Source organism: Aliiglaciecola sp. NS0011-25 (assembly GCF_040370605.1).
Classification (GTDB): Bacteria; Pseudomonadota; Gammaproteobacteria; order Enterobacterales; family Alteromonadaceae; genus Aliiglaciecola; species Aliiglaciecola lipolytica_A.
Genome location: NZ_BAABWR010000003.1, coordinates 232,028 through 257,234, shown reverse-complemented (window position 1 = coordinate 257,234; position 25,207 = coordinate 232,028). Strand labels below are relative to the sequence as shown.

The 25,207-nt window shown below is 41.0% G+C and carries 22 protein-coding genes and 1 riboswitch; of the genes, 9 read left to right on the top strand and 13 right to left on the bottom strand.

Translation table 11 applies throughout. The annotated features are described in order from the left end of the window. Positions 1–61 precede the first annotated feature (61 nt). Positions 62–1,213, top strand: a complete 1,152-nt coding sequence (locus ABWV72_RS04220) for an endonuclease/exonuclease/phosphatase family protein (protein ID WP_353368911.1) — start codon at positions 62–64, stop codon at positions 1,211–1,213. A gap of 28 nt (positions 1,214–1,241) precedes the next feature. Here ABWV72_RS04220 and ABWV72_RS04215 read toward each other — a convergent pair whose 3' ends face one another. Both ABWV72_RS04215 and argR read right to left on the bottom strand, forming a co-directional pair. Then, the gene (locus ABWV72_RS04215; RefSeq protein ID WP_342806862.1) at positions 1,242–2,633 is read right to left on the bottom strand and encodes an ATP-binding cassette domain-containing protein; all 1,392 of its coding nucleotides are present in this window, start codon (positions 2,631–2,633) and stop codon (positions 1,242–1,244) included. A gap of 103 nt (positions 2,634–2,736) precedes the next feature. Further along, positions 2,737–3,201 carry a transcriptional regulator ArgR gene (gene argR, locus ABWV72_RS04210; protein WP_216047590.1) on the bottom strand — a complete coding sequence of 155 codons (465 nt, stop codon included), beginning with the start codon at positions 3,199–3,201 and terminating at the stop codon, positions 2,737–2,739. Positions 3,202–3,506: 305 nt separating this feature from the next. Here argR and mdh point away from each other — a divergent pair, with 305 nt between their 5' ends. Further along, positions 3,507–4,442, top strand: a complete 936-nt coding sequence (mdh, locus tag ABWV72_RS04205; RefSeq protein ID WP_353368908.1) for a malate dehydrogenase — start codon at positions 3,507–3,509, stop codon at positions 4,440–4,442. 85 nt (positions 4,443–4,527) lie between these two features. On the opposite strand, the gene ppc is transcribed toward mdh, so the two are convergent. Beyond that, complete coding sequence (ppc, locus tag ABWV72_RS04200; protein WP_353368906.1) at positions 4,528–7,152, bottom strand: phosphoenolpyruvate carboxylase; 2,625 nt, start codon at positions 7,150–7,152, stop codon at positions 4,528–4,530. 310 nt (positions 7,153–7,462) lie between these two features. Between ppc and bamJ the strand changes: the two genes are divergently transcribed. Both bamJ and ABWV72_RS04190 read left to right on the top strand, forming a co-directional pair. Continuing rightward, positions 7,463–8,026, top strand: a complete 564-nt coding sequence (bamJ, locus tag ABWV72_RS04195) for a BamJ family beta-barrel-assembly machinery protein (RefSeq protein WP_252728945.1) — start codon at positions 7,463–7,465, stop codon at positions 8,024–8,026. A gap of 146 nt (positions 8,027–8,172) precedes the next feature. Beyond that, positions 8,173–9,738: a SulP family inorganic anion transporter gene (locus tag ABWV72_RS04190; RefSeq protein ID WP_216047586.1), complete on the top strand. Its 1,566-nt coding sequence runs from the start codon at positions 8,173–8,175 to the stop codon at positions 9,736–9,738. A 223-nt stretch (positions 9,739–9,961) separates the two neighbouring features. Here ABWV72_RS04190 and ABWV72_RS04185 read toward each other — a convergent pair whose 3' ends face one another. From ABWV72_RS04185 to rutR, 6 genes are all read right to left on the bottom strand, one after another. Continuing rightward, a complete protein-coding gene (locus ABWV72_RS04185) occupies positions 9,962–10,582 on the bottom strand; it encodes a thiol:disulfide interchange protein DsbA/DsbL (RefSeq protein WP_216047585.1) in 621 nt (206 codons plus the stop codon). Between the two features lie 30 nt (positions 10,583–10,612). Continuing rightward, on the bottom strand, positions 10,613–11,266 hold the full coding sequence (locus ABWV72_RS04180; protein WP_353368903.1) for a thiol:disulfide interchange protein DsbA/DsbL: 654 nt from the start codon (positions 11,264–11,266) through the stop codon (positions 10,613–10,615). Between the two features lie 147 nt (positions 11,267–11,413). Further along, on the bottom strand, positions 11,414–13,279 hold the full coding sequence (locus ABWV72_RS04175) for a TonB-dependent receptor plug domain-containing protein (RefSeq protein ID WP_353368901.1): 1,866 nt from the start codon (positions 13,277–13,279) through the stop codon (positions 11,414–11,416). 70 nt (positions 13,280–13,349) lie between these two features. After that, positions 13,350–13,578, bottom strand: a riboswitch (cobalamin riboswitch). Between the two features lie 41 nt (positions 13,579–13,619). After that, positions 13,620–14,603, bottom strand: coding sequence for a serine/threonine protein kinase (locus tag ABWV72_RS04170; protein ID WP_353368899.1), 984 nt, complete (start codon positions 14,601–14,603; stop codon positions 13,620–13,622). Continuing rightward, positions 14,600–16,030 carry a cytochrome c oxidase accessory protein CcoG gene (gene ccoG / locus ABWV72_RS04165; RefSeq protein ID WP_353368897.1) on the bottom strand — a complete coding sequence of 477 codons (1,431 nt, stop codon included), beginning with the start codon at positions 16,028–16,030 and terminating at the stop codon, positions 14,600–14,602. The genes ABWV72_RS04170 and ccoG overlap by 4 nt, the downstream gene beginning before the upstream one ends. Positions 16,031–16,176: 146 nt before the next feature. Beyond that, positions 16,177–16,854: an HTH-type transcriptional regulator RutR gene (rutR, locus tag ABWV72_RS04160; protein WP_216047580.1), complete on the bottom strand. Its 678-nt coding sequence runs from the start codon at positions 16,852–16,854 to the stop codon at positions 16,177–16,179. A gap of 335 nt (positions 16,855–17,189) precedes the next feature. Here rutR and ABWV72_RS04155 point away from each other — a divergent pair, with 335 nt between their 5' ends. From ABWV72_RS04155 to ABWV72_RS04145, 3 genes are all read left to right on the top strand, one after another. Then, on the top strand, positions 17,190–17,780 hold the full coding sequence (locus ABWV72_RS04155; RefSeq protein ID WP_342806872.1) for a malonic semialdehyde reductase: 591 nt from the start codon (positions 17,190–17,192) through the stop codon (positions 17,778–17,780). Positions 17,781–17,831: 51 nt separating this feature from the next. Beyond that, positions 17,832–18,359, top strand: coding sequence for a flavin reductase (locus ABWV72_RS04150; protein WP_303500899.1), 528 nt, complete (start codon positions 17,832–17,834; stop codon positions 18,357–18,359). A 197-nt stretch (positions 18,360–18,556) separates the two neighbouring features. Then, complete coding sequence (locus ABWV72_RS04145; RefSeq protein WP_353368894.1) at positions 18,557–18,928, top strand: hypothetical protein; 372 nt, start codon at positions 18,557–18,559, stop codon at positions 18,926–18,928. 34 nt (positions 18,929–18,962) lie between these two features. Here ABWV72_RS04145 and ABWV72_RS04140 read toward each other — a convergent pair whose 3' ends face one another. Genes ABWV72_RS04140 through ABWV72_RS04125 form a run of 4 tightly spaced genes read right to left on the bottom strand, consistent with a single transcriptional unit; the run spans position 18,963 to position 22,215 of the window. Next, entirely contained in the window at positions 18,963–20,204 is a 1,242-nt protein-coding gene (locus ABWV72_RS04140) for an ATP-binding protein (protein WP_342806876.1), read from the bottom strand. A gap of 30 nt (positions 20,205–20,234) precedes the next feature. Beyond that, positions 20,235–20,939 (bottom strand): response regulator, encoded by a 705-nt coding sequence (locus ABWV72_RS04135; RefSeq protein WP_353368891.1) that lies wholly within the window; start codon positions 20,937–20,939, stop codon positions 20,235–20,237. Next, positions 20,936–21,295: a DUF3019 domain-containing protein gene (locus ABWV72_RS04130; RefSeq protein ID WP_353368889.1), complete on the bottom strand. Its 360-nt coding sequence runs from the start codon at positions 21,293–21,295 to the stop codon at positions 20,936–20,938. The genes ABWV72_RS04135 and ABWV72_RS04130 overlap by 4 nt, the downstream gene beginning before the upstream one ends. 41 nt (positions 21,296–21,336) lie before the next feature. Continuing rightward, complete coding sequence (locus ABWV72_RS04125; RefSeq protein WP_353368887.1) at positions 21,337–22,215, bottom strand: MipA/OmpV family protein; 879 nt, start codon at positions 22,213–22,215, stop codon at positions 21,337–21,339. Positions 22,216–22,422: 207 nt separating this feature from the next. On the opposite strand from ABWV72_RS04125, the gene ABWV72_RS04120 reads away from it, so the two are divergent. Together ABWV72_RS04120 and ABWV72_RS04115 are read left to right on the top strand one after the other, a co-directional pair. Further along, positions 22,423–24,420: a beta-propeller domain-containing protein gene (locus ABWV72_RS04120; RefSeq protein WP_353368885.1), complete on the top strand. Its 1,998-nt coding sequence runs from the start codon at positions 22,423–22,425 to the stop codon at positions 24,418–24,420. A 229-nt stretch (positions 24,421–24,649) separates the two neighbouring features. After that, on the top strand, positions 24,650–25,177 hold the full coding sequence (locus ABWV72_RS04115) for a DUF3016 domain-containing protein (protein ID WP_216047573.1): 528 nt from the start codon (positions 24,650–24,652) through the stop codon (positions 25,175–25,177). The last annotated feature ends 30 nt before the right edge of the window (positions 25,178–25,207 follow it).

The following is a 25,207-nucleotide window of genomic DNA, read 5'->3' as shown; positions in this document are numbered from 1 at the left end:
TTAATATGCGGGTTGATAAAAAATGAAGTTCTTTTCGATAATCTTAGGAGTGCTAATCGCAATGCAATTAGTTAGCTGTGCTAATTCTCAACCAACAATTCGAGTGGCAACCTTTAATGTCAGTATGGAAGCGGACAATTATCGAGGGACAGAAGCGCAGCAAGACCAGCATGATCCGACTTTGTTGTTTAAGCATTTAGCCACAGGCGATAACCAACAGATAAAAAATATTGCACAGATTATTCAACGAATTCGGCCTGATATTATTCTGCTAAATGAGTTTGATTACAGCAGCGATCCGTCGTTGGGTCCTGACGCTTTTATCAACAATTATTTGCAGGTTTCACAGCAAGGACAGCGGGCTATTGATTACCCATATTTTTACTATGCACCGGTCAACACAGGGGTTGCTAGCGGTGTTGACTTAAATAACGACGATAAAATAGAAAATTCAGGTAGTGATGCCTTTGGTTTTGGTCGTTATCCTGGACAATATGGGATGTTGCTATTGAGCCGCTATCCCATTGATTTGCATGGCGCTCGAACTTTCCAAAAGTTCTTGTGGAAAGACATGCCTCACAACACTTTAGGGAAAATTAAGAACACCGATGGTAGTGCTTGGTATTCACCTGAGGCGATTCAAATCTTACGCTTATCGTCTAAATCCCATTGGGATATTCCGATTAACATAGAAGGTAAGACGGTACATGTTCTTGCGAGTCATCCAACTCCTCCGGTATTTGATGGGCCGGAAAATCGTAATGGTTTGCGAAATCATGATGAAATTCAATTTTGGAATGATTATTTAGACGCCGGTTCAAAAGCTGACTATATCTATGATGATAAGGGCAAAAGAGGCGGCTTCAGTGGCGAGCGTTTTGTTATATTAGGGGATTTGAATGCATCTGCAAATGAAGGCGATGGAGAACGCACTATGATGGCTGATTTACTTGCTCATCCCCGTGTTGCTCAACACGAATTACCCAAAAGTGCTGGTGCGAAAGAGTCAAACTTGAATAACCCTAATGCCAAATATCATACCGCAAAGTGGGGCTTAACTGTTGACTATGTGCTGCCATCTAAAGCTGGCCTTTCAATACTCGACTCAGGGGTATTCTGGCCCAGTAAAAGTGAGCCAGGTAGTGAATTAGTTGAAGAACGACAAGCATCATCTGATCATCGCCTAGTGTGGCGCGAAGTTGAGTTGAAATAACCTATATATTGTAGGTTAACCCTTGCGACTATCCAGCCTGCAATTCTTTGTGCTGGGCAAAGATTGGCAAGCGTTCATCTTCACGATGGCTAACCATGAGAATGGTTGCCAACTGTTTTTTAGCAATAGTTGTAATCACATCTAGTACCAAGCGCCGATTAATTTCATCTAAACCTTGTGTGGGCTCGTCTAACACTAAAAGTGATGGGAACTTAACTAAGGCTCGCGCGATCAATAACAAACGCTGTTCACCAAAACTAAGCTGTTTGAAGCTACTGTTGGCCAGTGGCCTAAGACCAATCAAATCTAGCCATGCTAATGCTTGTTGTTTCTGGCTAGAAGTGACGTCTTTATACAAACCAATGGAGTCCATGAATCCTGACAGTACCACGGTTAATGCATTGCAGCTTACTCGATACGAACGGTGGATATCAGGGGAAACTATCCCTAGGTGTTTTTTGATATCCCAGATGGTTTCACCGGTACCGCGCCTATAGCCCATAACAGTGACATCATTGCTGAAACATTGTGGACAGTCACCGGTAACCAATTGCAGTAATGTTGATTTGCCGGATCCATTGGGTCCGGTAATGATTGTGTGCTGGAACGTATCAATACTTAAATTGGCGGCTTTGAGTGCATGATTTTCGGTATAAATAACATTTGCGTTATTGATGCGCACTAGCGGTTTTTTATTGTGGCTATGTTTATCGGATATCATCCGCTCAAGTAATGATTTATCTAGTGCATCAAAAGCAAATATGGTGTCGATAGTGGCTTGCGCATCACTTACTGATAATCCACTCAAATCATGCAAACTATTATTTTCTACCAGCGCGAATGTTGTGATCCAGTCTGGGATGTCTTGACGATTACTGAGTAATATAATCAAGGTGATATCTTGGTGTTTTAGCTGACTTAACACCTGACTTAATTGCGCCCTTGATGATGGATCTAAATCATCAAATGGGTTATCCAAAATAATATAGGTAGCGCCAGATAATATCGCTTTTAAGATTAACAGCTTGCGCGACTCGCCAGTACTAAGCTGTCGAAAACCGGTATCAAGGCGATGTTCTAAGTGGAAGCTGGCAATAAATGGGTGGTCAAGTTTGTCTTGAGGTAAAAAGTCTTTTGCCGGAGTGCCAAAATCAATTTCATCGGTGATATCGGTTTCATCAATCTTTAATTCGTTTTCATATACGGCCTGCAAGGTTTCAAAAGACACCAGTGCAACTAAATCCCTTGCGGGTAAATTTAAGCTGCTGTATTCGGCATTATTTAATTTTCCTAACAGAAGTTGGTCGACAAATTGTTTCCCTGAACCATTTTTGCCTAACACCGCTACGGCGCTATGTTTACAAATTCGCCAAGATTTTACGGCTAATTTAGGATGATGAAAATGCTCGATAGTTATCATTGCTAAACAACTCACAATTATACGAAAGGATCTCTAAAGGGTAATGTCACGTTTTAATTTACAGTTGAAACGGGTAGCTGCCTATTTGTTAGAGTGAAAATCGTTAAACATTCTCAAATAGGGCTTCAACTTTTTTACGGGTTTCTTCAATATTGCTGATGTCAGCAGGTGCGATAAAAATCGTATCGTCTCCAGCAATAGTGCCTAATACACCATCCTTTTGACTAAGGGAGTCCAATAAGCGCGCGATGAGTTGAGCTGCACCTGGACTGGTACGAATGATTACCATGACATTGTTGTGCACAATATCTAATACTAATTGACGCAATGGGCTTTTTGCCGTAGGCATTCCCATCTCTGGTGGCAAACAGTAAACCATGTCACCGCGCGCATTGCGGGTGCGTACCGCGCCAAATTTACTTAGCATACGGGAAACCTTGGATTGACTAATACTGCCAAAGCCTTGTTCCGTTAGTGCATCAACAATTTCACCTTGAGAGCCAAAGCTTTCCGTTTTTAAAATATCTTTAAATGCTTTGACCAATTCTTCTTGTTTTGTATTAGACATGCCACCCTCGCTATTAACTGCTATAGTTTGACACAATCTAAACAGGGTAGGTAGCCTTGTTTACAAGCAGCAAAATACTTTGCATTAATATCATATAGTTAAAGTGTCTGTTTTGAGTTACTACTAAGTATTGAATTCGTAGCATCTAACCCATATATTCTGTTAAGCCTTAAAAACTAACTGAATGTTAGGCTAAAAGAGTTATATTGCAAAACAGATAGTGAACATTCACCACAATAAATTGTTTTTTCATGCGGCTTACTCTATGGTTTGCCGTCAATTTAATAGTCCCACAGGAGACAACTATGAAAGTAGCGGTATTAGGTGCTGCAGGCGGTATCGGTCAGGCCCTTTCTCTTTTATTGAAAACCCAGTTACCAGCTGGTTCCGAGTTAGCTTTATATGATGTTGCACCTGTTGTGCCAGGAGTGGCAGTTGATTTGAGCCACATCCCTACAGACGTAAAAGTTGAAGGTTTTGGTAAAGATGATTTAGCAACTGCGTTACAAGGTTGTGATATTGTTTTGATCCCAGCAGGGGTACCTCGTAAACCAGGTATGGATCGTTCTGATTTGTTCAATATCAATGCGGGTATCGTTAAGAACCTAGTTGAAGGTATTGCGGATAACTGTCCTGATGCATGTACATGTATTATTACCAACCCAGTTAACACTACTGTTGCGATTGCTGCAGAAACGTTAAAAGCTAAGGGTGTTTACAACAAAAACAAATTGTTCGGTGTAACTACTCTTGATGTTATCCGTTCTGAAACTTTTGTAGCTGAATTGAAAGGTTTGAGCTCTACTAGTGTGCACGTTCCTGTTATTGGTGGTCACTCTGGTACAACTATTTTACCTCTACTTTCACAAGTTGAAGGTGTGACATTTAGCGATGATGAAATAGCAAGTTTAACTACTCGCATTCAAAACGCTGGTACTGAAGTTGTTGAAGCAAAAGCCGGTGGCGGATCTGCTACATTGTCAATGGGTCAAGCTGCGGCAAGATTCTGTTTGTCTCTAGTAGCTGCTATGAAAGGCGACAACGTGGTTGAATATACTTATGTTGAAACCAACTCAGACGACGCAGTATTCTTCTCTCACCCTGTAAGACTAGGTCCTAACGGTGTAGAAGAAATTCTACCTTACGGTGAGTTGAGCGAATTTGAACAAAACGCAAAAGATTCAATGCTTGAAGGTTTGCGTGGCGATATTGAGTTAGGTGTTAAATTCGTAAAAGGTTAAGCATTTAACCTATTACCGAACCTAACAAAAAGCCCCTTGTAGTTAACTACAAGGGGCTTTTTTATGCAGGCTAGTTCAGCCAGAATTAACCTGTATTACGCATGCCCACAGCAATACCTGCGATGGTTACCATCATTGCTCTTTCCAATAACGCATCGTGTTGACTGTCATCTAATTTTCTTATTCTAGATAACAATTCAATTTGCAAGAAGTGCAAAGGTTGCAAGTAACCCGCTCTAATACTCATGGATTCTTTTCCTCGCGGATCCGTTTCCATTACAGTCTCTTGGCCTAATAATTTGAGCAAAGATTCAATGCTTTCATCTAACTCGGTTCTCAATGCTTCACCAAAATACTGCAATTCAGCCGGTACAAGACGATCATCATATTCTTTGCTTATTCTGGTGTCTGCTTTATTAAACACCATATCAAGCATCGATAAGCGGGAATGGAAGAATGGCCAATTTTCCAACATATCATCAATGATCTGCTGCTGACCTGATTGGTAGTAATCGGTCACTGCTTTCATTGAACCTAACCAAGACGGTAAAACCAACCGCGTTTGCGCCCATGCGAAAATCCATGGGATTGCTCTGAGACTCTCAATACCACCTGTTGGTTTGCGTTTTGCTGGACGACTACCTAAAGGTAATTTGCCGAGCTCTTGTTCGGGAGTTGCCACTCTAAAGTAGGGCACAAAGTTTTCATCATGACGTACTATTTTACGATAGTTATCACGACCTTCGTTGGCCATAGAGGTAATCGCTTCTCGCCACTCTTGTTTTGGCTTAGGTGGTGGAAACAATATCGCTTCTAGAATCGCACTGGCGTATAAGCCTAGGCTTCCTTTCGCAAGTTCCGGCATACCAAATTTATAACGTATGGTTTCACCTTGCTCAGTAACCCTAAAACCACCGGTGAGAGAACCTGGAGGTTGTGAATGGATAGCAGCATGTGCAGGTAGACCTCCACGTCCGATTGTACCTCCGCGACCATGAAACAAGGTCAACTTGGTTTCAAATTCATCGGCTAATTTAACCAATGCTTCTTGAGACTCGTATTGGGCCCACCCAGCGGCCAACGCACCGGCGTCTTTTGCTGAGTCAGAATAACCAATCATTACGTACTGTTTACCTTGAATATAACCTCGATACCAATCGATACTGAGCAATTGTTTCATCACAATTGCAGCGTTATTCAAATCATCCAAGGTTTCGAACAGTGGTGCTACTGGCATTGGCCATTTAACACCTGTGTCTTTAAGCAGTAACTGCACAGCAAGCACATCTGAGGGCAGACTTGCCATTGAAATAATATAAATCCCAAAACCTTGTTGGCTGTTTTTAGCAATAATGCGGCAGGTATCTAAAACCTCTTGGACTTCTGCCGAAGGTTCCCAGTTTTCCGGAATAAGTGGACGTTTAGATCCCAATTCTTTTAACAAGAACGCTTGTTTGTCTTCTTCGCTCCAATGCATGTAATCACCCATGCCAAAGTAGCGTGTTAACTCGCCAAATACTTGAGCATGGCGTTCTGAATCTTGTCGAATATCTAATTTAAGTAAGTGCACACCAAAACAATGTACACGTCTAATGGTGTCTAATAGTTTGCCGTCGGCGATAACTTGCATTCCACAAGCATGCAATGACTGATAGCAGGTTAACAAAGGTGCCAGTATGTCATCTTGACAAGTCACCCAATTACTATCATCAACTTGATGACCAGCTAAATAATTGTCGATACCTTCTTGCGTCTTTGCAAGTCTATGATAAAGGGGGCGTAACAATGCACGGTAGGGTTCTAGTTGGTCTTCACCGACTATATCTTTAAGCGCTTGATCGCAGTCACCCATAGAGAGTTCTACTTGCAGAGCATCAATATCTTTGGCAAACAGTTTCGCTGCACGTTTTCTGGCAAGCAACAACACCTCTTGGGTAATTTTAGAGGTTACATTTGGGTTGCCGTCACGATCACCACCCATCCAAGAACTAAATTGCACTGGTGAAGCGTCTATTGGTAATGAAATACCAAACTTGCTGTTAACCTTTTTATCCAATGAGCGGATAAACGCAGGAACCGCATCCCATAATGAGTTCTCAATAACTGAGAATCCCCAACGCGCTTCATCTACTGGAGTCGGGCGAACAGAGCGTATTTCTTCGGTATGCCAAGCTTGACTAATCAAGTCGGCAATGCGCGTTTCTATTTCGCTACGTTCTTCGTCTGAAAGCATGCTTTGGTGCATTTCACGTAAACAGCGAGCCAGCTCACCGTGTTTGTGAATTAATGTACGACGGGTAACTTCTGTTGGGTGTGCGGTAAGTACCAAATCGATCTTAAGTTGCTCAAATGCATCAGCAAAGTCACTTTGATCGATTTTTGCTTCATCTAAATGTTCGAATAACTTTTCAACAGGATCATCTGTTATCGAAATACTATTGAATTCCTGTTCGGCTATATTGGCTAAATTAAGGAATTGTGAAAACGCTCTGCCAACGGTCAGAAGATCTTCATTATTGAGTTCAGCAAATAGATCTTTTAATTGCTGAGTTGAGTCTTTATCGCCTAAATGGGATTTCCGTCCGCCGATACGCACTGATTCTATTCGTTCAAGCCACTCTTCACCAAGCTGAGCACGAATTGTGTCTCCGAGAGTCGCTCCTAGAAATCGTACAGATTCCTTCAATTGAACTGCTAGTTGCTCTTTCACACATCCTCCAAACTGAATATACAAATTAGAATTTTTGAGTTAATAAAATATGTTTTAGTTCGGGTACAAAGTTAAATCATACTTAATCTTAAGGTCATTTAGATGAGCTTTTATTATTATTTTGCAGCTTATTCTATGACTTTTATTATTTTACTAATTTTGTATCTAACCAATTAGCTTTTGGGGTACAAGGCAACACGTTAACTATGATACCATTCACTTTTTATCTTTCCCAATCAAAACAGGATATAACGTGTCAGAAAAATATAACAGTGTTGAGCTTCAAGCAAGCTATGGTATTGGTTACCAAATGGGCGAACAATTAGTATCTAACCCATTTGAAGGTCTTGATATTGAAGCAGTAAAAGCTGGTCTAGCAGACGCTTTTGCTAAGCAAACCCCACAAGTTGATAATCAAACTTTGGGAGCTGCATTTAACGAAATTCACCAACGTATGCAAGCTGCAAAAGCAGATCAGCATAAAGGTGCAATCGAAGAAGGCGCAGCTTACTTAGCAGAAAATGCTAAACGTTCTGAAATTACAGTTACACCTTCTGGCTTGCAGTATGAAGTATTGACTGCTGGTGAAGGCGAAAAACCTACTGCTACTTCTAAAGTACGTACACATTACCACGGTACTTTAATTAACGGTAATGTATTTGATAGCTCTTATGAGCGTGGCGAACCTGCAGAGTTTCCAGTAAATGGCGTGATCAAAGGATGGACAGAAGCATTACAAATGATGCCTGTTGGATCTAAATGGCGTTTGCACGTTCCACATGATTTAGCATACGGTGAACAAGGCGCTGGCGGCGCAATTGGTCCTTTCAGTACTCTAGTATTCGATGTGGAACTATTAGATATCGTTGCTTAGTATTTGCAAATATCGTATTTAAAGGTCGGATTTATCCGGCCTTTTTTTGTGTCTTTTAACAAACCGTTAAAAGATCTAAACCTGCTTAGCTGCTAAAATGAACGATTGAATAATTTAATTAATAAAATAAAAATTTGGGGTAGTAAATGATTGACCTGATAACCAACCGTGACAGTAACGTCAAAAATGACGTGCTATCAGGAATAACCGTTGCATTGGCATTGGTTCCTGAAGCGGTTGCATTTGCCTTTGTTGCTGGCGTTGAACCTATGGTGGGGTTATACGCTGCATTTATGATGGGCCTAATAACATCTGCAATTGGTGGCAGACCGGGAATGATTTCTGGCGCAACGGGCGCGATGGCGGTGGTCATGGTTGCCTTGGTCGCTCAGCATGGTATCCAATACTTATTTGCCGCGGTTATTTTAGCTGGAATATTACAGATTTTAGCGGGCATATTCCGACTAGGAAAGTTCATCAGGCTTGTTCCCTATCCGGTAATGTTAGGCTTCGTAAATGGTTTGGCTATCGTCATTTTCCTTGCCCAATTAGGGCAGTTCAAAATAGTCAATGAGTTTGGTGTTCAAGAATGGATGCAAGGCAGCATGCTTTATTGGATGCTTGGTCTGGTTGCATTGACTATGGCAATTATCTATTTTTTACCTAAGCTAACTACCGCTGTACCCGCTTCCCTTGTGGCTATTGTAACCGTAACGCTGTTAGTGCATGGCTTAGATCTAGAAGCTCGCACCGTGATTGATTTTGTACGCGGCATGTTACCTGAAGATCAAAAGGCCACAGCAACTTTAGCCGGTGAATTACCTAGCTTCAGTGTACCTATGGTGCCGTTGAACATGGAAACCTTGTATATCATTTTACCTACTTCAGTCATTCTCTGTTTAGTTGGTTTGATTGAATCATTGTTAACCTTGTCTTTAATCGATGAAATGACTGACACTCGCGGTCGTGGTAACAAAGAATGTGTAGGTCAAGGTGTTGCTAATACCGTCAACGGTTTCTTTGGTGGCATGGGTGGTTGTGCCATGATTGGTCAGAGCATGATTAACATCAACTCCGGTGGACGTGGTCGTCTTTCTGGTATTACCGCTGCACTGGTATTGTTAGGATTCATTTTATTCGCCGCACCGCTGATTGAAATGATTCCATTGGCCGCATTGGTGGGGGTGATGTTTATCGTAGTCATAGGTACCTTTGAATGGGCTTCGTTTCGCATTGTGCGTGGTGTAAACAAAGAAGATGCATTTGTGTTGTTCTTGGTCACGGGGATTACCGTTGCAGCCGATTTAGCGATAGCAGTGGTAGTAGGGGTCATTGTATCTGCGCTGGTTTTCGCATGGAAACACGCCACCCATATTAGTGCGAAAACCCATACAGATGAAGACGGTTGGAAAGTTTACGAACTTGACGGCCCCTTGTTTTTTGGTTCAGTTTTACACTTCAGAGATTTATTCGATCCGCAAAATGACCCACAGGACGTGGTCATTGATTTTAAAGATTCACGTATTTGGGATTCATCAGGCTTAGATGCAATTGATGGTTTGGCTGATAAGTACAAAATTCAAGGCAAGAAGCTACATATTCGGCATATTAGCCCTGAGTGTACTAACCTGTTAACCAAGGCTCAAGGCTACGTGGAAATGAATGTAAATGAAGATCCTCGTTATCGCATTGCCTCCGATAAATTGGGATAAATATATCCTCGGACTGAAGCCCGAGCTACAGATTTTGTAGGCTGGGCTTTAGTCCAGCGAAAGATTTAGGAATCTTAGTTGTGAGCAAGAATTTCATCTAACTAAATTACTAGCTAGTGAAACTGGACTGACACATCATTCAGGTTGTTTATTTAGACGGGTACAAAAAAGCCGGATGATATCCGGCTTTTCAAATGGACTTGAGGTTCTATCAAAGGTTGATTTATTTTTGGGTAGTTAACCAGGTAATTAACTCTACAAATTCATTCGGCGTCATTTTTGAACCGAAAATTGCCTGATATTTATCATTTACGATAAAGGTGGGTACGCTACGAACACCTAAAGTCAATTTATCGTTTTTGCGCACGGCACCGCGGATGCCATAACTATTGGCCAGTTTTTTCAACTTATCACTGTCACCGCCAGCTTCTGCATACACCTTTAAAATGTCTTCCATGGAGGCAATATTTTTGCGATCTTTATGAATAGCTGTAAATAAAGCGGTGTTAAATTCGTCAGCTTTACCTAATTGGCGTGCTGCTAACATAGCTTTGGTCGCTGCATTCTGAGTATCTTTTTCAGCACCTCCCATAAAGTTCACGTGGGCTTTGGTAAAGGTCACGTCACTTGGCAGTTTACTTTTTAAATCTTTGGCAATGCTCTCGAATGTGAAACAGTGTGGACACCAAAATGAAAATACTTCGCGCACCTGCTTGGTTTCACTTGGTATCTCTTTTAATACCGTGTAGTGCTCACCTTCTTCCCACTTAGATTGGGCCATTGCAAGAGTTGGAACTGCGCATACAAATGCTATTAAAAGATTGCGCGTTAATTTAAAAATCATATAAATAAAATCCTGTAAAAAATAAGGTTATTAACGTTGTTTAGATAACCAAACAACTAAATCCGCAATATCATCCCTTGTCATACCTTCTACAATTTGGGCTTGATACTTTCCGTTAACAATGAAATTTGGTACACCGCTCAAATGTTCACGATAGGTCTCTATAATTTGATTATTCTGCTTGAGTAGGTTGTTAATTTGGAAGCTAGATTCCACTTTATCAAACTCGGCAGTATCAACGCCTTTGGCTAGGAAAATATTTCTTAACTCAGGTGTGCCTGTAATAGGTTGACGCTGTAAATGAATATAACTAAAAATAGCACTATTCATTTCTTCTTCTTTGTCCATAGTTCTGCCTATTAACAAGGCTTTTGTTGCGGCATCTTGTATTTGTGTGCTGGTAAAACGCATAAAGTTAACATGCACCTTTTTAAATGTGACATCTTTATCTAACTTTAGTTTTATCTGTTCAACAATAGGTTCGAAGTTATAACAGTGAGGACACCAGAACGAAAAGAACTCTAGTACTTCAGGCTTTTCAGAAACCTCATCATTAATCACTAGGTAATGTTTACCTTCTTTCCATTTAGATGGAATTTCGGCTTGTTCTGATGAGCTCTCTTTGGAGCAGGCTTGCAGAGATAATAGTAAAAATAACGCTAATACAGTTGATAGTTTTTTCATATCAATCAATTCCTTCAAAAATTTATCAAAGGTTATCATAGCTAGTAAAAGATTAGGTATAGTTAATCAGTCAGATGAATACAATCTGTGGATGAAATGCATAAAAAAACCGCTTCTCGAAGCGGTTTTTTGTATCTTGCATTATTTCTACAAGCTAATCGTCGTTGCGACAAAAAAGTTTTGGCCTGCGGTATTGAAGCCATTTACTTCTTGATAGTTCTCATCAAAAAGGTTGTTTACACCCGCTTTGATGCTGACTGATTCAACTATTTGCCAACGGGCAGTTAGGTTCGTAAGTTGATAGTCATCTATTTCCACGCCACCAATATCTACCGCATTTCTGACACTTCTATAGGTCAATTCAGCACTGAGTTTGTCATCTAACCAAGCTTGTCTAATACCTAGGTTGAATTTATTTTTAGGCCTTCTCAAACGAACTTCACCGTCACTGTCTTGTGCATCATTGTAGGTATAATTAGCCCAGACTTTTAATCCGTTAGCGAATACTTGTTCAACGCTTGTTTCAACCCCTTTAGATTCACTTTCACCGAAAGACTGCAAATATCCTTGGTAAGCAGCTAAATCAAATACGATTTCGTTTTCGATGGATTGTTTGAAAAATACCATTTCAGCGCTCAATCCATTATGAGTATCGATGACGAAACCCAGATCCAAACCTTCACTATTTTCTTCGGTCAATTGCAAGCCTGCAGCTTCACCGTATGCATAAGGGCCATCGTTATAACTTTGCTCATACAAACTTGGCGCCCGGAAGCCGGTTCCGTATGTCGTTTTAAATTTTACATCCGCAAAATCAAATGAAACTACTTTGACTGCACCTAAGCGGACGCTATTGTGTTTACCGAAGGTGTCATTGTCGTCGTATCTGTAGCCTAGATTAAACGCCAATTGATTTGAAAACTGACCTAACCACTCAACAAATAGACTTTTCTGACTTCTGTCTAAATCACTGCTTTCGATTTCTTGGGTTTCTTTTTCAAGACCAAATACAAGATCGTGCTGTTTCCAGTTTACACTTCCAATGTATTCAAACTTATCGATAGTGCCTGAATTGGTAAATCCATACTCACCATTATTGATAAAATCTCTTTCAACATCCGTTTTGTTGTAAGCCACTTGGTGTTGACTATGACTGTCTTGATAACTCAAAGCGCCGCGGAAAGTTTGCTGATCCGCTTCCGTTGTGCACTGATTAATTTGTGCAAAGGTGGTGTTGTCGTAACAGCCGTCGTATTGATTTTCTGCATCAACATTACGAAATACCAAAGAAGCTGCAATTTTATCAGTTAATTCCAGTTGGCCTTTAAAGTGAACAGTTTGGTTATCGTAACCATCTTTTTCACCGCTTTCATCGCTAACTTGCGCGTTAAAACCGTCACTTTTAACTTTCGATGCTGACAACGAAAATGAACCGCTGTTGTTGCCGCCAGCAACATTAGCGTTTAATACTTGTGTATCAAAAGACCCTGCTGCAAGTGTACCACTGGCTTCAAAACCTTTGGTTAGTTGCTTGCTGTACATACTTATAACGCCGCCGGCATCTGCGCCGTAGGAAAGACCTTGGGTGCCTCGCAATATTTCTATTCGTGACAACTGGTCAATTAGAACATCATCAAAAATCGGCGCGACTTGAGGAGATGAAGTGTCACTGAGTTCCACGCCATCAATATATAGTTTGGTTCTGAACCCCTCTTCACCACGAATTCTAACCACAGTACTTTTACCCAAACCGCCAGAATTAGACACGCCGACACTTGGCGTTTGACGTAAAATTTCAGTTACATTGAGAGCTGTTTGCATTTCAATATCGCTCTCATCTAATACTGAAACACTGGTGGCTAGTCGATTGGTTGGCAATTGAATACGGCTAGACACAACGGTCATCTTTTCAATGTCTTGTTGATTTTGCTGTTTTTGTGTTTGCGCATAGAGAGAGGGAGATGCCAGTGCCAAGCTAACGCTTAACGCTAAAAGAGTCGTTTTATTTTGCATGTTGTTTAGCCTTGTTAAGTACTCCGCCCGAGTACTATGTCATATGAATTACAGTTTGGAGTTTTGACTACAAACCTATGCTTCTCAGGCCGGTATCCGGGCTCACAAGTGTCCTAATAAAGACTCGATTAATAACCTTCCCATTTTTTCAAACAGTGGTAACTTATTAATCAAAAATACCCTTGAGTATCACTTGCTTACCGTTGCGGGGGCAGCGTCAGCATTAATCAGATTGGTATCTGATTGCACTGTCTTCCCGTTTAACCACCAGTGGTGGCACCTAAGAGGTGTGCATTATATCTATCTGTTCTTAAAAAAATAGGATTTTATAATTTTGTAATTAAAATAAGGTCAAGCTTGGCTCTTGGAGTGCGGAATATTGCTCTTTTAACGCTAATATTTGTTGTTCCCAATATTTGGCGTCGGCAAACCAAGGGAACGCTTGCGGGAAGGCAGGATCTTGCCAACGGCGGGATAACCAAGCCATATAATGGACCATGCGCATAGCTCGCAATGGTTCAATTAAACTGAGTTGGCTGCTGTCAAATTGTGAAAATTCTTCATAGGCTTCTACCAATGTGTCCATTTGGATTCGTTGTTGGTAGGTATCACCAGACAACATCATCCAAAGATCCTGAATTGCAGGTCCCATTCTACAATCATCTAAGTCGACAAAGGTTGGGCCATCTCGCCATAGAATATTGCCAGGATGACAGTCGCCGTGCAGACGAATGGATGAATTCGGTTTATACAAGCTTGCCGCTAATTCAGTAACTTGTCCTAAAATCGTAAAAAAAGCCGTATGCAAACTGCTGGGGATAAGTTCGGTTTTATGCAAGGTTGCGTTTGCATCAAGCAAATGCTCTTGAATACTAAAAGTAGGACGGAAACTAAACGGCTGGCCTTTAGATACTTGATGGATGCGACCGATAAACCGTCCCATCCATTCAAGCTGATCTAGATTATCGACTTCAAATTGTCTGCCACCAACCGATGGGAAGATGGCAAAGTAAAAACCCTGATAACTATGTAATGATTCATTATTGGTGCGTAAAGGTGCAACCACAGGAATTTCATGATCATGCAGTTCTTGTGCGAAGTCATGTTCCTCCTGAATTTGCTCGCGACTCCAGCGCTGTGGTCGGTAAAACTTAGCCACATATCGACGCTTATCATCGCAAATAAATTGATAAACCCTGTTTTCATAACTGTTCAGTGCCAACAAGCCCGAATCTACTAGGTATCCTCGGGATTCAATGGCATCCAGTATTGTATCAGGACCAAGTTGCGCAAAATCAAAGGTAGTCGCAATTGAGTCACTCATCGATATATGAACTTACTAGTTTCACTCATTTGAACAGGATCGTCACTGTCTGTTGAGGTCACCTTAAACTGAAATTCAGTCACGGTTTCATCTAACGCATAGGGATCGATTGCGATGCTAATCGGTAAGTTCAACACTTCCCCGCCAGCAACAGTCACCTGAGTTGGACCGATATATTTATTGCCTTCTAAGCCAACCACATCAATTTTATAGGTGTGCTCAGCTTGGGATTTATTCAGTACTTTTAAGGTATACACATTTTCAATTAGACCATCGTTTGTTTCTCTGAATAACGAATTTCGGTCTCTGATAATGTCTACTTCTAGTGGTACCCGTGCAATAATTTCATAGGCCAAAAGAGAGGTCATGATAAACAGTACTATGGCATAACCAATCAATTTGGGACGGAATATCTTAGTTTTACCGCCGGCCAATTCATGTTCTGACGTAAAGCTAATGAGTCCTTTGGGATAATTCATTTTTTCCATTACCCCATTACACGCGTCTACGCAGGCACCGCAGTTAATACATTCGTATTGCAAACCATTGCGGATATCTATACCTGTTGGGCACACTTGAACACACAAGTTGCAATCGATACAGTCACCAATGCCTTTTTGTTTAATCTCTTCGTGACTGGTTTTTCTGGAACGAGGTCCTCGTTTTTCGCCTCGAGTTGGATTATACGCAACGGTAAAGGTATCTTTATCAAACATTGCTGATTGAAATCTGGCGTAGGGGCATATGTGAGTACACATAATTTCACGCATCCAGCCAGCATTACCGTATGTGCAAACCGTAAAGAAAATGACTGAAAAGCCCGCCCAAAAACTAACGTCAAAGGTAAAGAAATCAATAAATAACTGGTTAATCGGCGTGAAATAACCGACAAAGGTCAATGCTGTTAACAAGGCCACCGACACCCAAGCGAAGTGTTTCAGCGCCTTTCGCCAGAATTTGTCGAAATCCATTTCACGCTGGTCTAATTTAATCCGCTTGTTTCTAGCACCTTCTATTTTTTCTTCAAACCAAATATAAATGAAAGTCCAAGTGGTTTGTGGACACATAAAGCCACACCAAACTCGTCCGGCAAAGGTGGTTACAAAGAATAATGCGAAGGCACCAATAATAAGGATCCAAGCCAATAAGGTTAAATCTTGCGGCCAAAGAGTCAGACCAAATATATTAAAGCGCTGAGCTCCAATATCAAATAGTACCGCTTGATGTGAGTTAAATTGAATCCACGGGATGAGCGCAAAAATGCCAAGAAATATTAAGCCAAAAAAACGTCGAAAGGTTTCTAGTGTGCCTTCAACAGCGCGGACATATATTCGACTTCGTGGGGTGTACGCGTTTTCGTGTTGACTGGCTTCTGGTTGGTGAACTTTTACAGCGGATATATCTTTGATTGGAATGCGTTCACTCATTCATCTTTCCTTTACGGGACTGCTAGAAACTCCGGCTAATTCGAAATTTCTATAGGTTAGTAATTAATCCCCCTATTATCGCACAGACTGCTCGCTAGTTGTTAATCTGGATCAATGAATTAACTGGTTTTTTTATCGATTCAACCCTATTTAGGTCGCACCCCGTTAAGAACAATAGACTGAATGTTATTTAAGGTCGACGCAAAAAATTCCGGGTCATCTAAATTTTGACCGGTTACAGCCTCCACTTGCACACGGAAATCAGCATAGTGTTGGGTTGTTGCCCAAATACTGAAAATTAAATGATAGGGATCGATTGGCGCCAGTTTACCTGCTTCAATCCAACCTGAAATAACTTGAACTTTGGCTTCAACAATTGCCCTCAGTGGTGATTCGAGTTGATTGAACAAAAGCGGAGCACCTTGCACTACTTCCATACAAAATAAACGAGATTCCTTGGGGTTGTCGCGAGATAAAGCTAATTTTACTTCGATATAATTCGAAATGGCTTCGATGGGATCTTGCTCTGAATTAAACCCCTGTAGTGGCATTAACCAAACGTCTAATAATTGCTGAATTACCTCTACATAAAGCTGTTCTTTACTAGCAAAATAGTAGAGTAAGTTTGTTTTCGATACTTTGGCTAAGTCTGCGATCTGTTCAACACTTGTGCCGTGCACACCATTACTCGAAAACAAGTCGAGGGCCGCTTGCATTATCACTTTTCGTTTATTGCGTTTTGCTTCAGTACGCTTACTTTGCGTTTTGGGGCTTGAGACACGTTTCGACTTTTTTTGTGTTTTTTTCACTAATGTTGAACTCATATGTCTACTTATATCCCATTTTAGTTTATTCCCTGTCCTTTATGTTTTAACCAAGATTGAGAAATTAAGCAATCCCAAGAGTTTGTAATTTTTAATAATTAGCCTAATTGGAGTTCTTATGTTTAGCTCTTTGTGCAGCTTCTAAACTGCAAGCTGGTGGAATGATAGATGCCAAATGACAGTTTTTTTGTTTATGCCTAACATAGGTGTAGAGTATAAAACTGACGAGTTTAGTCAGCGTTTATTTTAACCCCTCAATCACCATTTGAATGGATGTTAAATAGAAGCTTAATGTGAAGTGCCTTTAACCCAACCCATTTTTGGAATTTAAAAACATGACAACCCAATTAGATGACACCGCGTTAGCGCAATTATTTACTCATGCCCATACTCACACTGCTTGGCAAGACCAAAACATACCTGAAGAATTATTGTTGCAGTTATATGACCTAGTTAAGTTGGGCCCAACCTCGGCAAATTGTAGTCCTGCTCGTTTTGTATTTATTCGCTCTGATGAGGCAAGAGAAAAACTAAAACCTGCTTTATCTAAGGGCAATGTGGAACAAACCATGAGCGCACCCTGTACCGTAATTGTTGCTTACGATAGTGAGTTTTACGAACAGTTACCTATGTTGTTTCCTTATGCTGATGCTCGCAGTTGGTTTACATCCAGCCCTGATGCGGCCTATGAAACCGCTATGCGCAATAGTTCGCTACAAGGCGCTTATTTAATTAGTGCTGCCAGAGCGCTAGGGCTAGACACAGGGGCAATGTCAGGGTTTAATCCTGAACTACTGAATCAAATTTTCTTCGAAAACAGTACGTGGAAAGTGAATTTCTTGATTAACTTAGGATACGGCGATGGCACAAAAGTGCATAAGCGACTTCCGCGTTTGGGGTTTGAAGAAGCTTGTAAAATTTTATAGTCCTTTGGCTTTACTCTCCAGCTAAAGGCAAATGTACTTAGGAGTGGTCCAGTGGAACCAGATACACAACAGTTATCTTCACAATCTGAAGGGATATCTTGCATTAGCCCCGAGTGTTTTAGAGATAGTATGGCAAGTTTAGCCGGTGCTGTGAACGTAGTAACGACATCTACTGTCAGTGGAGATGTGGGGTTTACCGCAACTGCTGTATGCAGTGTAAGTGATAGCCCGGCGACATTATTAGTATGTTTAAATCGCAGTACATCAGTACATAGTGCATTTGTTGATAGTCCTTACTTAGCAATAAATACACTCTCCGAAGGCCATGAACAACTGTCTAATATATTCGGTGGTAAGGCAACAATGCCAGACCGTTTTGCAGTCGGGAAATGGGAGACACTGAAAACGGGCTCACCTGTGCTCGCTGATGCGGCAGTGAGCTTTGACTGTAAAGTGACTCATATTCAAAGTGTTGCCACACACGATGTCTTCTTCTGTGAAGTGGTAGCCGTTAAACGGGATGAAACGGCTGGGGCGCTGGTGTATTACCAACGCGGGTATCATCATTTACAAGATTAATAGCAACTGTCAGTTTTCCTTTTTTCTATCAGGGTTGTCAGCGCTGATTGCTAATTAACTGTTTGCATTGGTATTAGTTGCAAGACTTTTGTATAGACTTAGATAATACTCAGCGCTTCATTAAATAGACCTATTAGTCTAAGTTAGCCCTTGGTTTTGACTTAAGGCTTAATTTTGTCTTATTTAGATGTGAAAGTATGTTTAGGTATTTAATTGTTTTAGCAGAAATTGTGATTTTAGTGATGACGCTTCGTTCGTCGTTCGCGCAGTATTTGCTGGCTGATATCCAAAATGATTTATCCCAATTAATGACTGAAATATCGATGAAAATGGAAAAAACGCAACTAAATGATGTGCGTTATGCGCTAGCGCCCTATACGGAACAGATGCGCGATTTTCAACGTGATTACATACTTCAAATTACCGATAGTTCTGAAAACCTCGTTAATTTCCACGCTAAATATTGTCTACAACGGGAAATAAATCCCTACGTTAATGGTTCGAATTTAGAGCTGGTTTGTCACACCATTAGTAATTCAACTTTATTAGATGTGAGCGAATCATCTTAGTGTTTTAAGCGACACTTGATATTTAATCGCTCAACTATTTGATCTGCGGTGCTGATTTAAATAGAAGACAGAAACCAGCACCGCCTAAATCTGCATTTTCAACCCAGCATTCACCATCATGCCAATGCATTATCCGTTTAATAATTGCTAAGCCTAAACCGGCTCCTCCACGTTTCCTATCACGGCTATTATCAGGACGGAAAAATGGCTCAAAGATACGCTTTTGATAGATTTCAGGTACGCCTAATCCGTCATCTTCCATGCGCAATAATACGCCCCGTGGGTGTTTGCAAACCACTATTCTTATGATTGAGTTAGCGTATCTGTTGGCATTATTAAATAGGTTGTCTATTACTCGTTCAATAAAGTGTTCGTCTCCCAAAATGGTAAGATCTGAGCCAATAAATTGAATACTGACTTGCGGCTGGCTACTTTTTTGTAAATATTCGATGCGTTGTTTGCACAATGTTAAAAGTGGGATCTCGGATATATTCAACTCTGGCTCTTGCACTTCCATGCTGGTGTAACTCAACATTTCTTGCACTAACTTTTCCAATTCATCAATATCTTTATTCATTTCGCTCCAAGGGCCAGATTGATCATAATCGTGGGCCGCGATTGCGAATTTTAGGCGAGACAATGGTGTTCTGAATTCGTGAGCGACCGCACCTGTTAACTCTCTTTGTGTATTTAACAGTTCGCGCACTCGATTGCCTAAATCGTTTAATGCAATGGCGATTGGGTAAACAACCGAGGTTCGTTCAACATCTATCGGTGGAAATTCACCGCTGGGTCCAATCCGAGTCGCCGTTTGTTTCAATTGAAGCAGGTCTTTCCATAATGGCCATAACCACAGTGCAATTAACCCTGCCAGTAAAAAGAAAAATAAACCGCTGTATAAGACGTATTTACTGGTGCTTGTTTGATTGTGTAGCAAGCTAATTTCGATCAGTTTAGATGGTGGTGTTAGGAAGTAAATTTGAGTGCCATTTTGGCGGTCGAATAAGACCACGGGTAATTTCTGTTGCAATTTAGCAAGTTCTTCAGAATTCCAAGCCATATCAGCGGTGTTCAAGGTTGATACTGAGAATATTTGTTTGTCTAAATCATTGGCAGAGATGCCACCACGTTGATGCAAAGCCGTCAATGCGTCTACAATGGCTGCGTCTCCTTGATTAAAGGCGTCGTCATTAAAAAATACATGATTGAGCAAAGCGCTCAGTGCTACAAGGGATAGCGCAATAAATAGATATAAACTTAAAAATAAACGGGTCATATTATGGCTGGATGATTTTCCAAAATTGCATTATTCCCAAGCATCAGGCACAAAGAAAAACCCCTTCCCCCAAATTGTTTTTATTTTGTAGGGGTTTTGTGGATTATCCCTTAGCTTTTTACGTAAACGGGAAATCCGCACGTCAGCGGATCTGTCTAAACCGTCATACTCTCTGCCAATTAATTCGCTGTATAAGGTTTCTCGTTCAACAAGTTTGGACGGGTTGGTAGCTAATTTCCACAGCATATCGAATTCGTGACTGGTCAGTTGAATCGATTCATCGGATAAAAATACTTGTCGAGAATTGCGGTTGATTTTTAACTGCCCAAAATGCAATTCGTCAGTTTGTTGCATCGCTTCATAGTTGTGTGTGTCACTGCGCCTTAATAATGCATTTATGCGGGCTAACAACACGCGAGGTTCTACTGGTTTAATAACGTAATCGTCTGCACCGAGTTCTAATCCCAACACTTGGTCGAAGTCGGAGCTCTTTGCGGTCACAAACAACAGTGGTCCGGTAAAGGTTTTACGTAATTTTTTGCACAACTCGAAACCATCTTCGCCAGGCAACATGATGTCGAGAATAATAATGTCAGGTTCGAATGTGGCCATGCTTTGAGCTAATTTGATGGAGTCGTATAAACAATGGACTTCAAAATCCTGCTGGTTCAAAAAATTAGCCATTAGTTGGCTTAAGCGTTTGTCATCCTCAATCAATAAAATGCGTTTGTTCAAAATAGACTCCAAGGTTGCCTAACCCGTCTAACCTGTTTTTTGCTAGCCCTGGCTTTAATATCCATTTCATGGGACAGAATGATATTGCCATTTTCGGACTTGAGAAATAATACCGTATCTTCGGTGAAACGAATCACAAGGGTGTTTTGTTGCGCCGTTCCTGACCAGCAACTCAACCGCGTTTGATCTTGATAATAGCAGTAGGTCCCTGGTTGTAAATTGTGAAAATTAAGGGTTAATGCCATTTCGCAAGCGTCACCTAAGTTTTCCACAATGCATACTTTTGGTTGAACACTCCAACTGGGTATCGCTCCCCACACTTTGGGTATGCAGACAATTATTGTCAACACCATCATCAGTAAATAGCCAGTTTTGAATTTGCAGCAGCACTGATTCATCAAAAACGCCGCCCCAAACCAACAAACAAATTGGTCACATTGTTTTCTTCTACAATAGGGCTATTAATCATTGAAGTATGTAGTTTGCGATAGGCAGCATTGGCTATCCAGTGCCAATTTTCATCGAGTTTTTTAGTATACAAAAGTGATATACCGGGTTGCAGCCCAGAAGATACTTGATAGTGATAGTTCGGATTCGCAGTGTCTTTTTTATCAATTCCATAATAATAGTTTGCTAAGTTAGCACTTTTCCAAACTATGCTAGGGCGCACCATAAACTGCCAGTTATCGCCAATCCAGTAATATTGATAAGAAAGATTGGCCTTTTGACCTTGATGCACGTTGCTCGCATCAGTTTCGATAGAAAAACTGATTTCGTGATTACCGTTATAAAAATGGAATCGAGTACCGAAATTAATTGCCCAACTTCGACCGCTGATTTCGTCAACTGAGAGTCTAGCGTCCTCGGAGGTTAGGTCACCATCTGTGTCTTTGTTTGGAGGCTCAATGGAGGGCGAGGAAGGAAATGCGGCGGGCACAGTTACATTGCCAGGATGCCAGAGTTCGAAAAAAGTTTTTTCTCGATCAAGGGTTAGATAGGTTTCAATGCCGGTCTTTTCGGTTTGTTGCCACTGATAACCGATTTCTCCGTTATCAAAGTAAAACTGTTCGCCATACCAAGCCACATCGAACAATATAACGTTAGGGAAGTTATCGCCATCAACTAATGGATTAGAACGAACGCCTATACCAAAGGCGACACCTATATCCCATTCTTCTTCTTGTATGCAATTTTTGGATGTTTCACAGCCTAATAACGGGCTCGCATAGCCAGTTGCAATGAAAAAGATAACGCATATTAGACAGTGTTTTAACACCTCATTCTCGACCTTCAGCTAGCACAATATTGTTGAGCAAATATTTGCTCAATATTGAAAGGTTAACAGACCTTTTGCAAACCTACATCGTAGGGTTACAAATATTCACAATTATTGTCAATTCTTAATAGAAAATAACAACTCCAGTTACTAGGATTAAATCAGTAATGGTATAGATATTAAAAGTTTGAAAGAAAGGTGTGTGCTATGTATGGAAATAAAGCTGCAATGTCTTCTTTGTTTGCCGCCTTACTATTAGGGGCATGCGGTGGAGGGAGTGGGACAGACACAAAAGTGACTGAAAACAAACCGCCTGAAGTCAATCAACCCAGTGGTTTTGTCGGTGCCTTAGTTCAAGACTCGGGGAAAACCGAGCGCTATATAAAAAATGGCATTTATGCCGCATCATTAAGTGAGTCTGATTACACCGCTGGGGGGGATGTGGCGAGCCCGAGTATCGGCAGTAGCCCTTATTCCACAACTAATACCGTAGAAAGTGGTGTCGATGAGGCCGATAGAATTAAATACGATGGTGAAACTTTCTATTTGGCAAACTATCCTATTTGGTCATCTGCAAATCAAAGTCCAGCCGATATTCGAGTTATCCAACGAAATCAGGACGACACGCTAACGAGTCTCCCAAACATTCCGTTAGCACAAGAGAGTGACGACATTATTGGCATATATCTACATCAAAAACGTTTAGTCGCGATAAGTTCTACTATGCCGGTTTATCCCATCGATTTCATCAGCATTGCTCCTTGGGAGCCCGTTGAACAGAAATTCAGCGTGCAATTTTTTAATGTTAGTGATCCGCACAACGCTCTGGCTGAAAACCTCCTGACATTTGATGGCTCGTTACTATCAACCCGTCGAATTGATAACCAATTATATGTGGCCAGTAGTTATGTCCCGTATATTGACGGCCTTCAACCGTATGCAGCTACAGATGAGGAGAAACTAGCGAATTATCAGAACGTTATTGGTGTTTCCAGTGACGATGTAATGCCCCGTGTTGATATCAATGGTCAATCAATGGCAATGAACCTTATGGCTGAGTGTTATGTTCCTGAAGCCGCTACAGAGGATGATGGTTTTGCTCAGATATTAACGGTGACTAGAATCAATATAGATGACCCAACTGATCAACAATCTATCTGCATGAGCGTACAAGCTTATATGCTCTATATGTCAGAGCAATCTATGTACTTAGCAAGCAGTATTGAAGGGCAACAAACAGCGTTTCATAAAATTAGTTTAGAGAATATGAGCTATCAGGCATCGGGCGCTGTTGATGGTGTGTTGAGCTGGCGAAGTGATCCCTTATTTAAGGTTGATGAAAGTGATGGCTACTTACGAGTAGTAACCACTGATAATTCGGTTTCTCCTGCAGTTCATCAACTGACGGTCTTAGCTCAAAGTGGCAATGAGTTGACGACTATTGCAAGTTTACCTAATGAAAATCAACCGCAAGCGATTGGCAAACCCGGAGAAGATATATACGCGGTGAGATTTATCGATGAGCAAGCATATATAGTTACCTTTGAACGAATCGATCCGCTTTATATTATTGATTTAAGTGATAATAGCGCACCTTTCATCGCTGGTAGCCTAGAAATTCCTGGTTTTTCAAGTTATTTGCATCCCCTCAAAAATGGTTTATTACTGGGAGTTGGCCAACAAGTCCAGCTTGATGACTTGCCCAGTAACGGTGATGCAACGCTAGTTGAAAACAGTGCGCAGGTGATGCTTTCTCCACCACCTGTGGAGCCAAATGGAATGAAAGTGAGCTTATTTGATATTCGTGATGCGGCTAACCTAATTGAGCTGACATCCATTATTGCTGCGGATGCATTTACGCCTGTGGAATTCAATTACAAAGCGCTGAGCGTATTGGAAGCGGATGGTTTCTATCGGTTCGCTTTCCCAGTGGAAAAACTTAAATCTTCAACTGATGTAAGCAGCAATGACAATGTGGTTGATGTGCCACAGAATAGTTTGATGTTGTTTGCGGTTGAAACGAAGGATGTATCACCAGAATTAGAATGGCTGGGGAATGTCAAAGCTGATAATGACAGTGCGGAATATATCTTTTCAGGTGAAGATCGCAGCGTTATTCAAGGGGAATATGTATATTACTTCCGAGGAAATCAAGTTTGGCAAGCACTGTGGGCAAATCCAAGTGCAGTTTCAGGACCTTTTTAAGGCCGTCCATTTAAAGCTCTAAGAATTAGGGCACTAGGCCTTTGGGGCCGTCTCTATTGTGACGGCTCTTTTTTATTCGGGAACATTTTAGATAGTTTACCTGTCTACAATATACACGATGAATTATGCTGGGCTTCTTAGTTACAATAGTGCTATTCAGTGGCTGTTCATAATAGTCAGCCTAAACTGTAATTAAGCTGGCTTTTAATTTAAACAAAGGGGATTAACAATGAAAAACCTGTCATTAGCATTGATTGCGACTGTCGCAACAACGGTCTCGTGTTTCAGTTATGCAAAAGCCGATGTGGAAATTACATGGGAAAACCCGAAAGAGTTCCGCGATGTTAAACCCACTCTGCAATCGCGCACTAAATTCAGAGAGCAGACTTTTAGCAAACTTGAGGAATTTATTACTGAATTAGCCGAAGATCTGCCGGACGGCCAAAAATTAACCATGACTGTTACTAATTTGGATTTGGCGGGAGAAGTATGGCCTTCATCTTTCGTAGGAATGGGCAATGCCGGAGGCGAAGTTAGAGTCGTAAAACAAATCGACATTCCGCGGATGACGTTTTCGTACTCATTAATAGATACTAAGGGTAAAGTTCTGCATTCTGCTGATGAGGTTAACCTTAAAGATATGAGTTTTATGGATCACTCGACGATTCGCTTTAAAAACGATTCTTTAAAGTATGAGAAAAAAATGATTGAAGATTGGTTTAACGATGAATTTCCGGATTTAATCGCCAAAAAATGAAAAAAAGACCGCCAATTGGCGGTTTTTTTC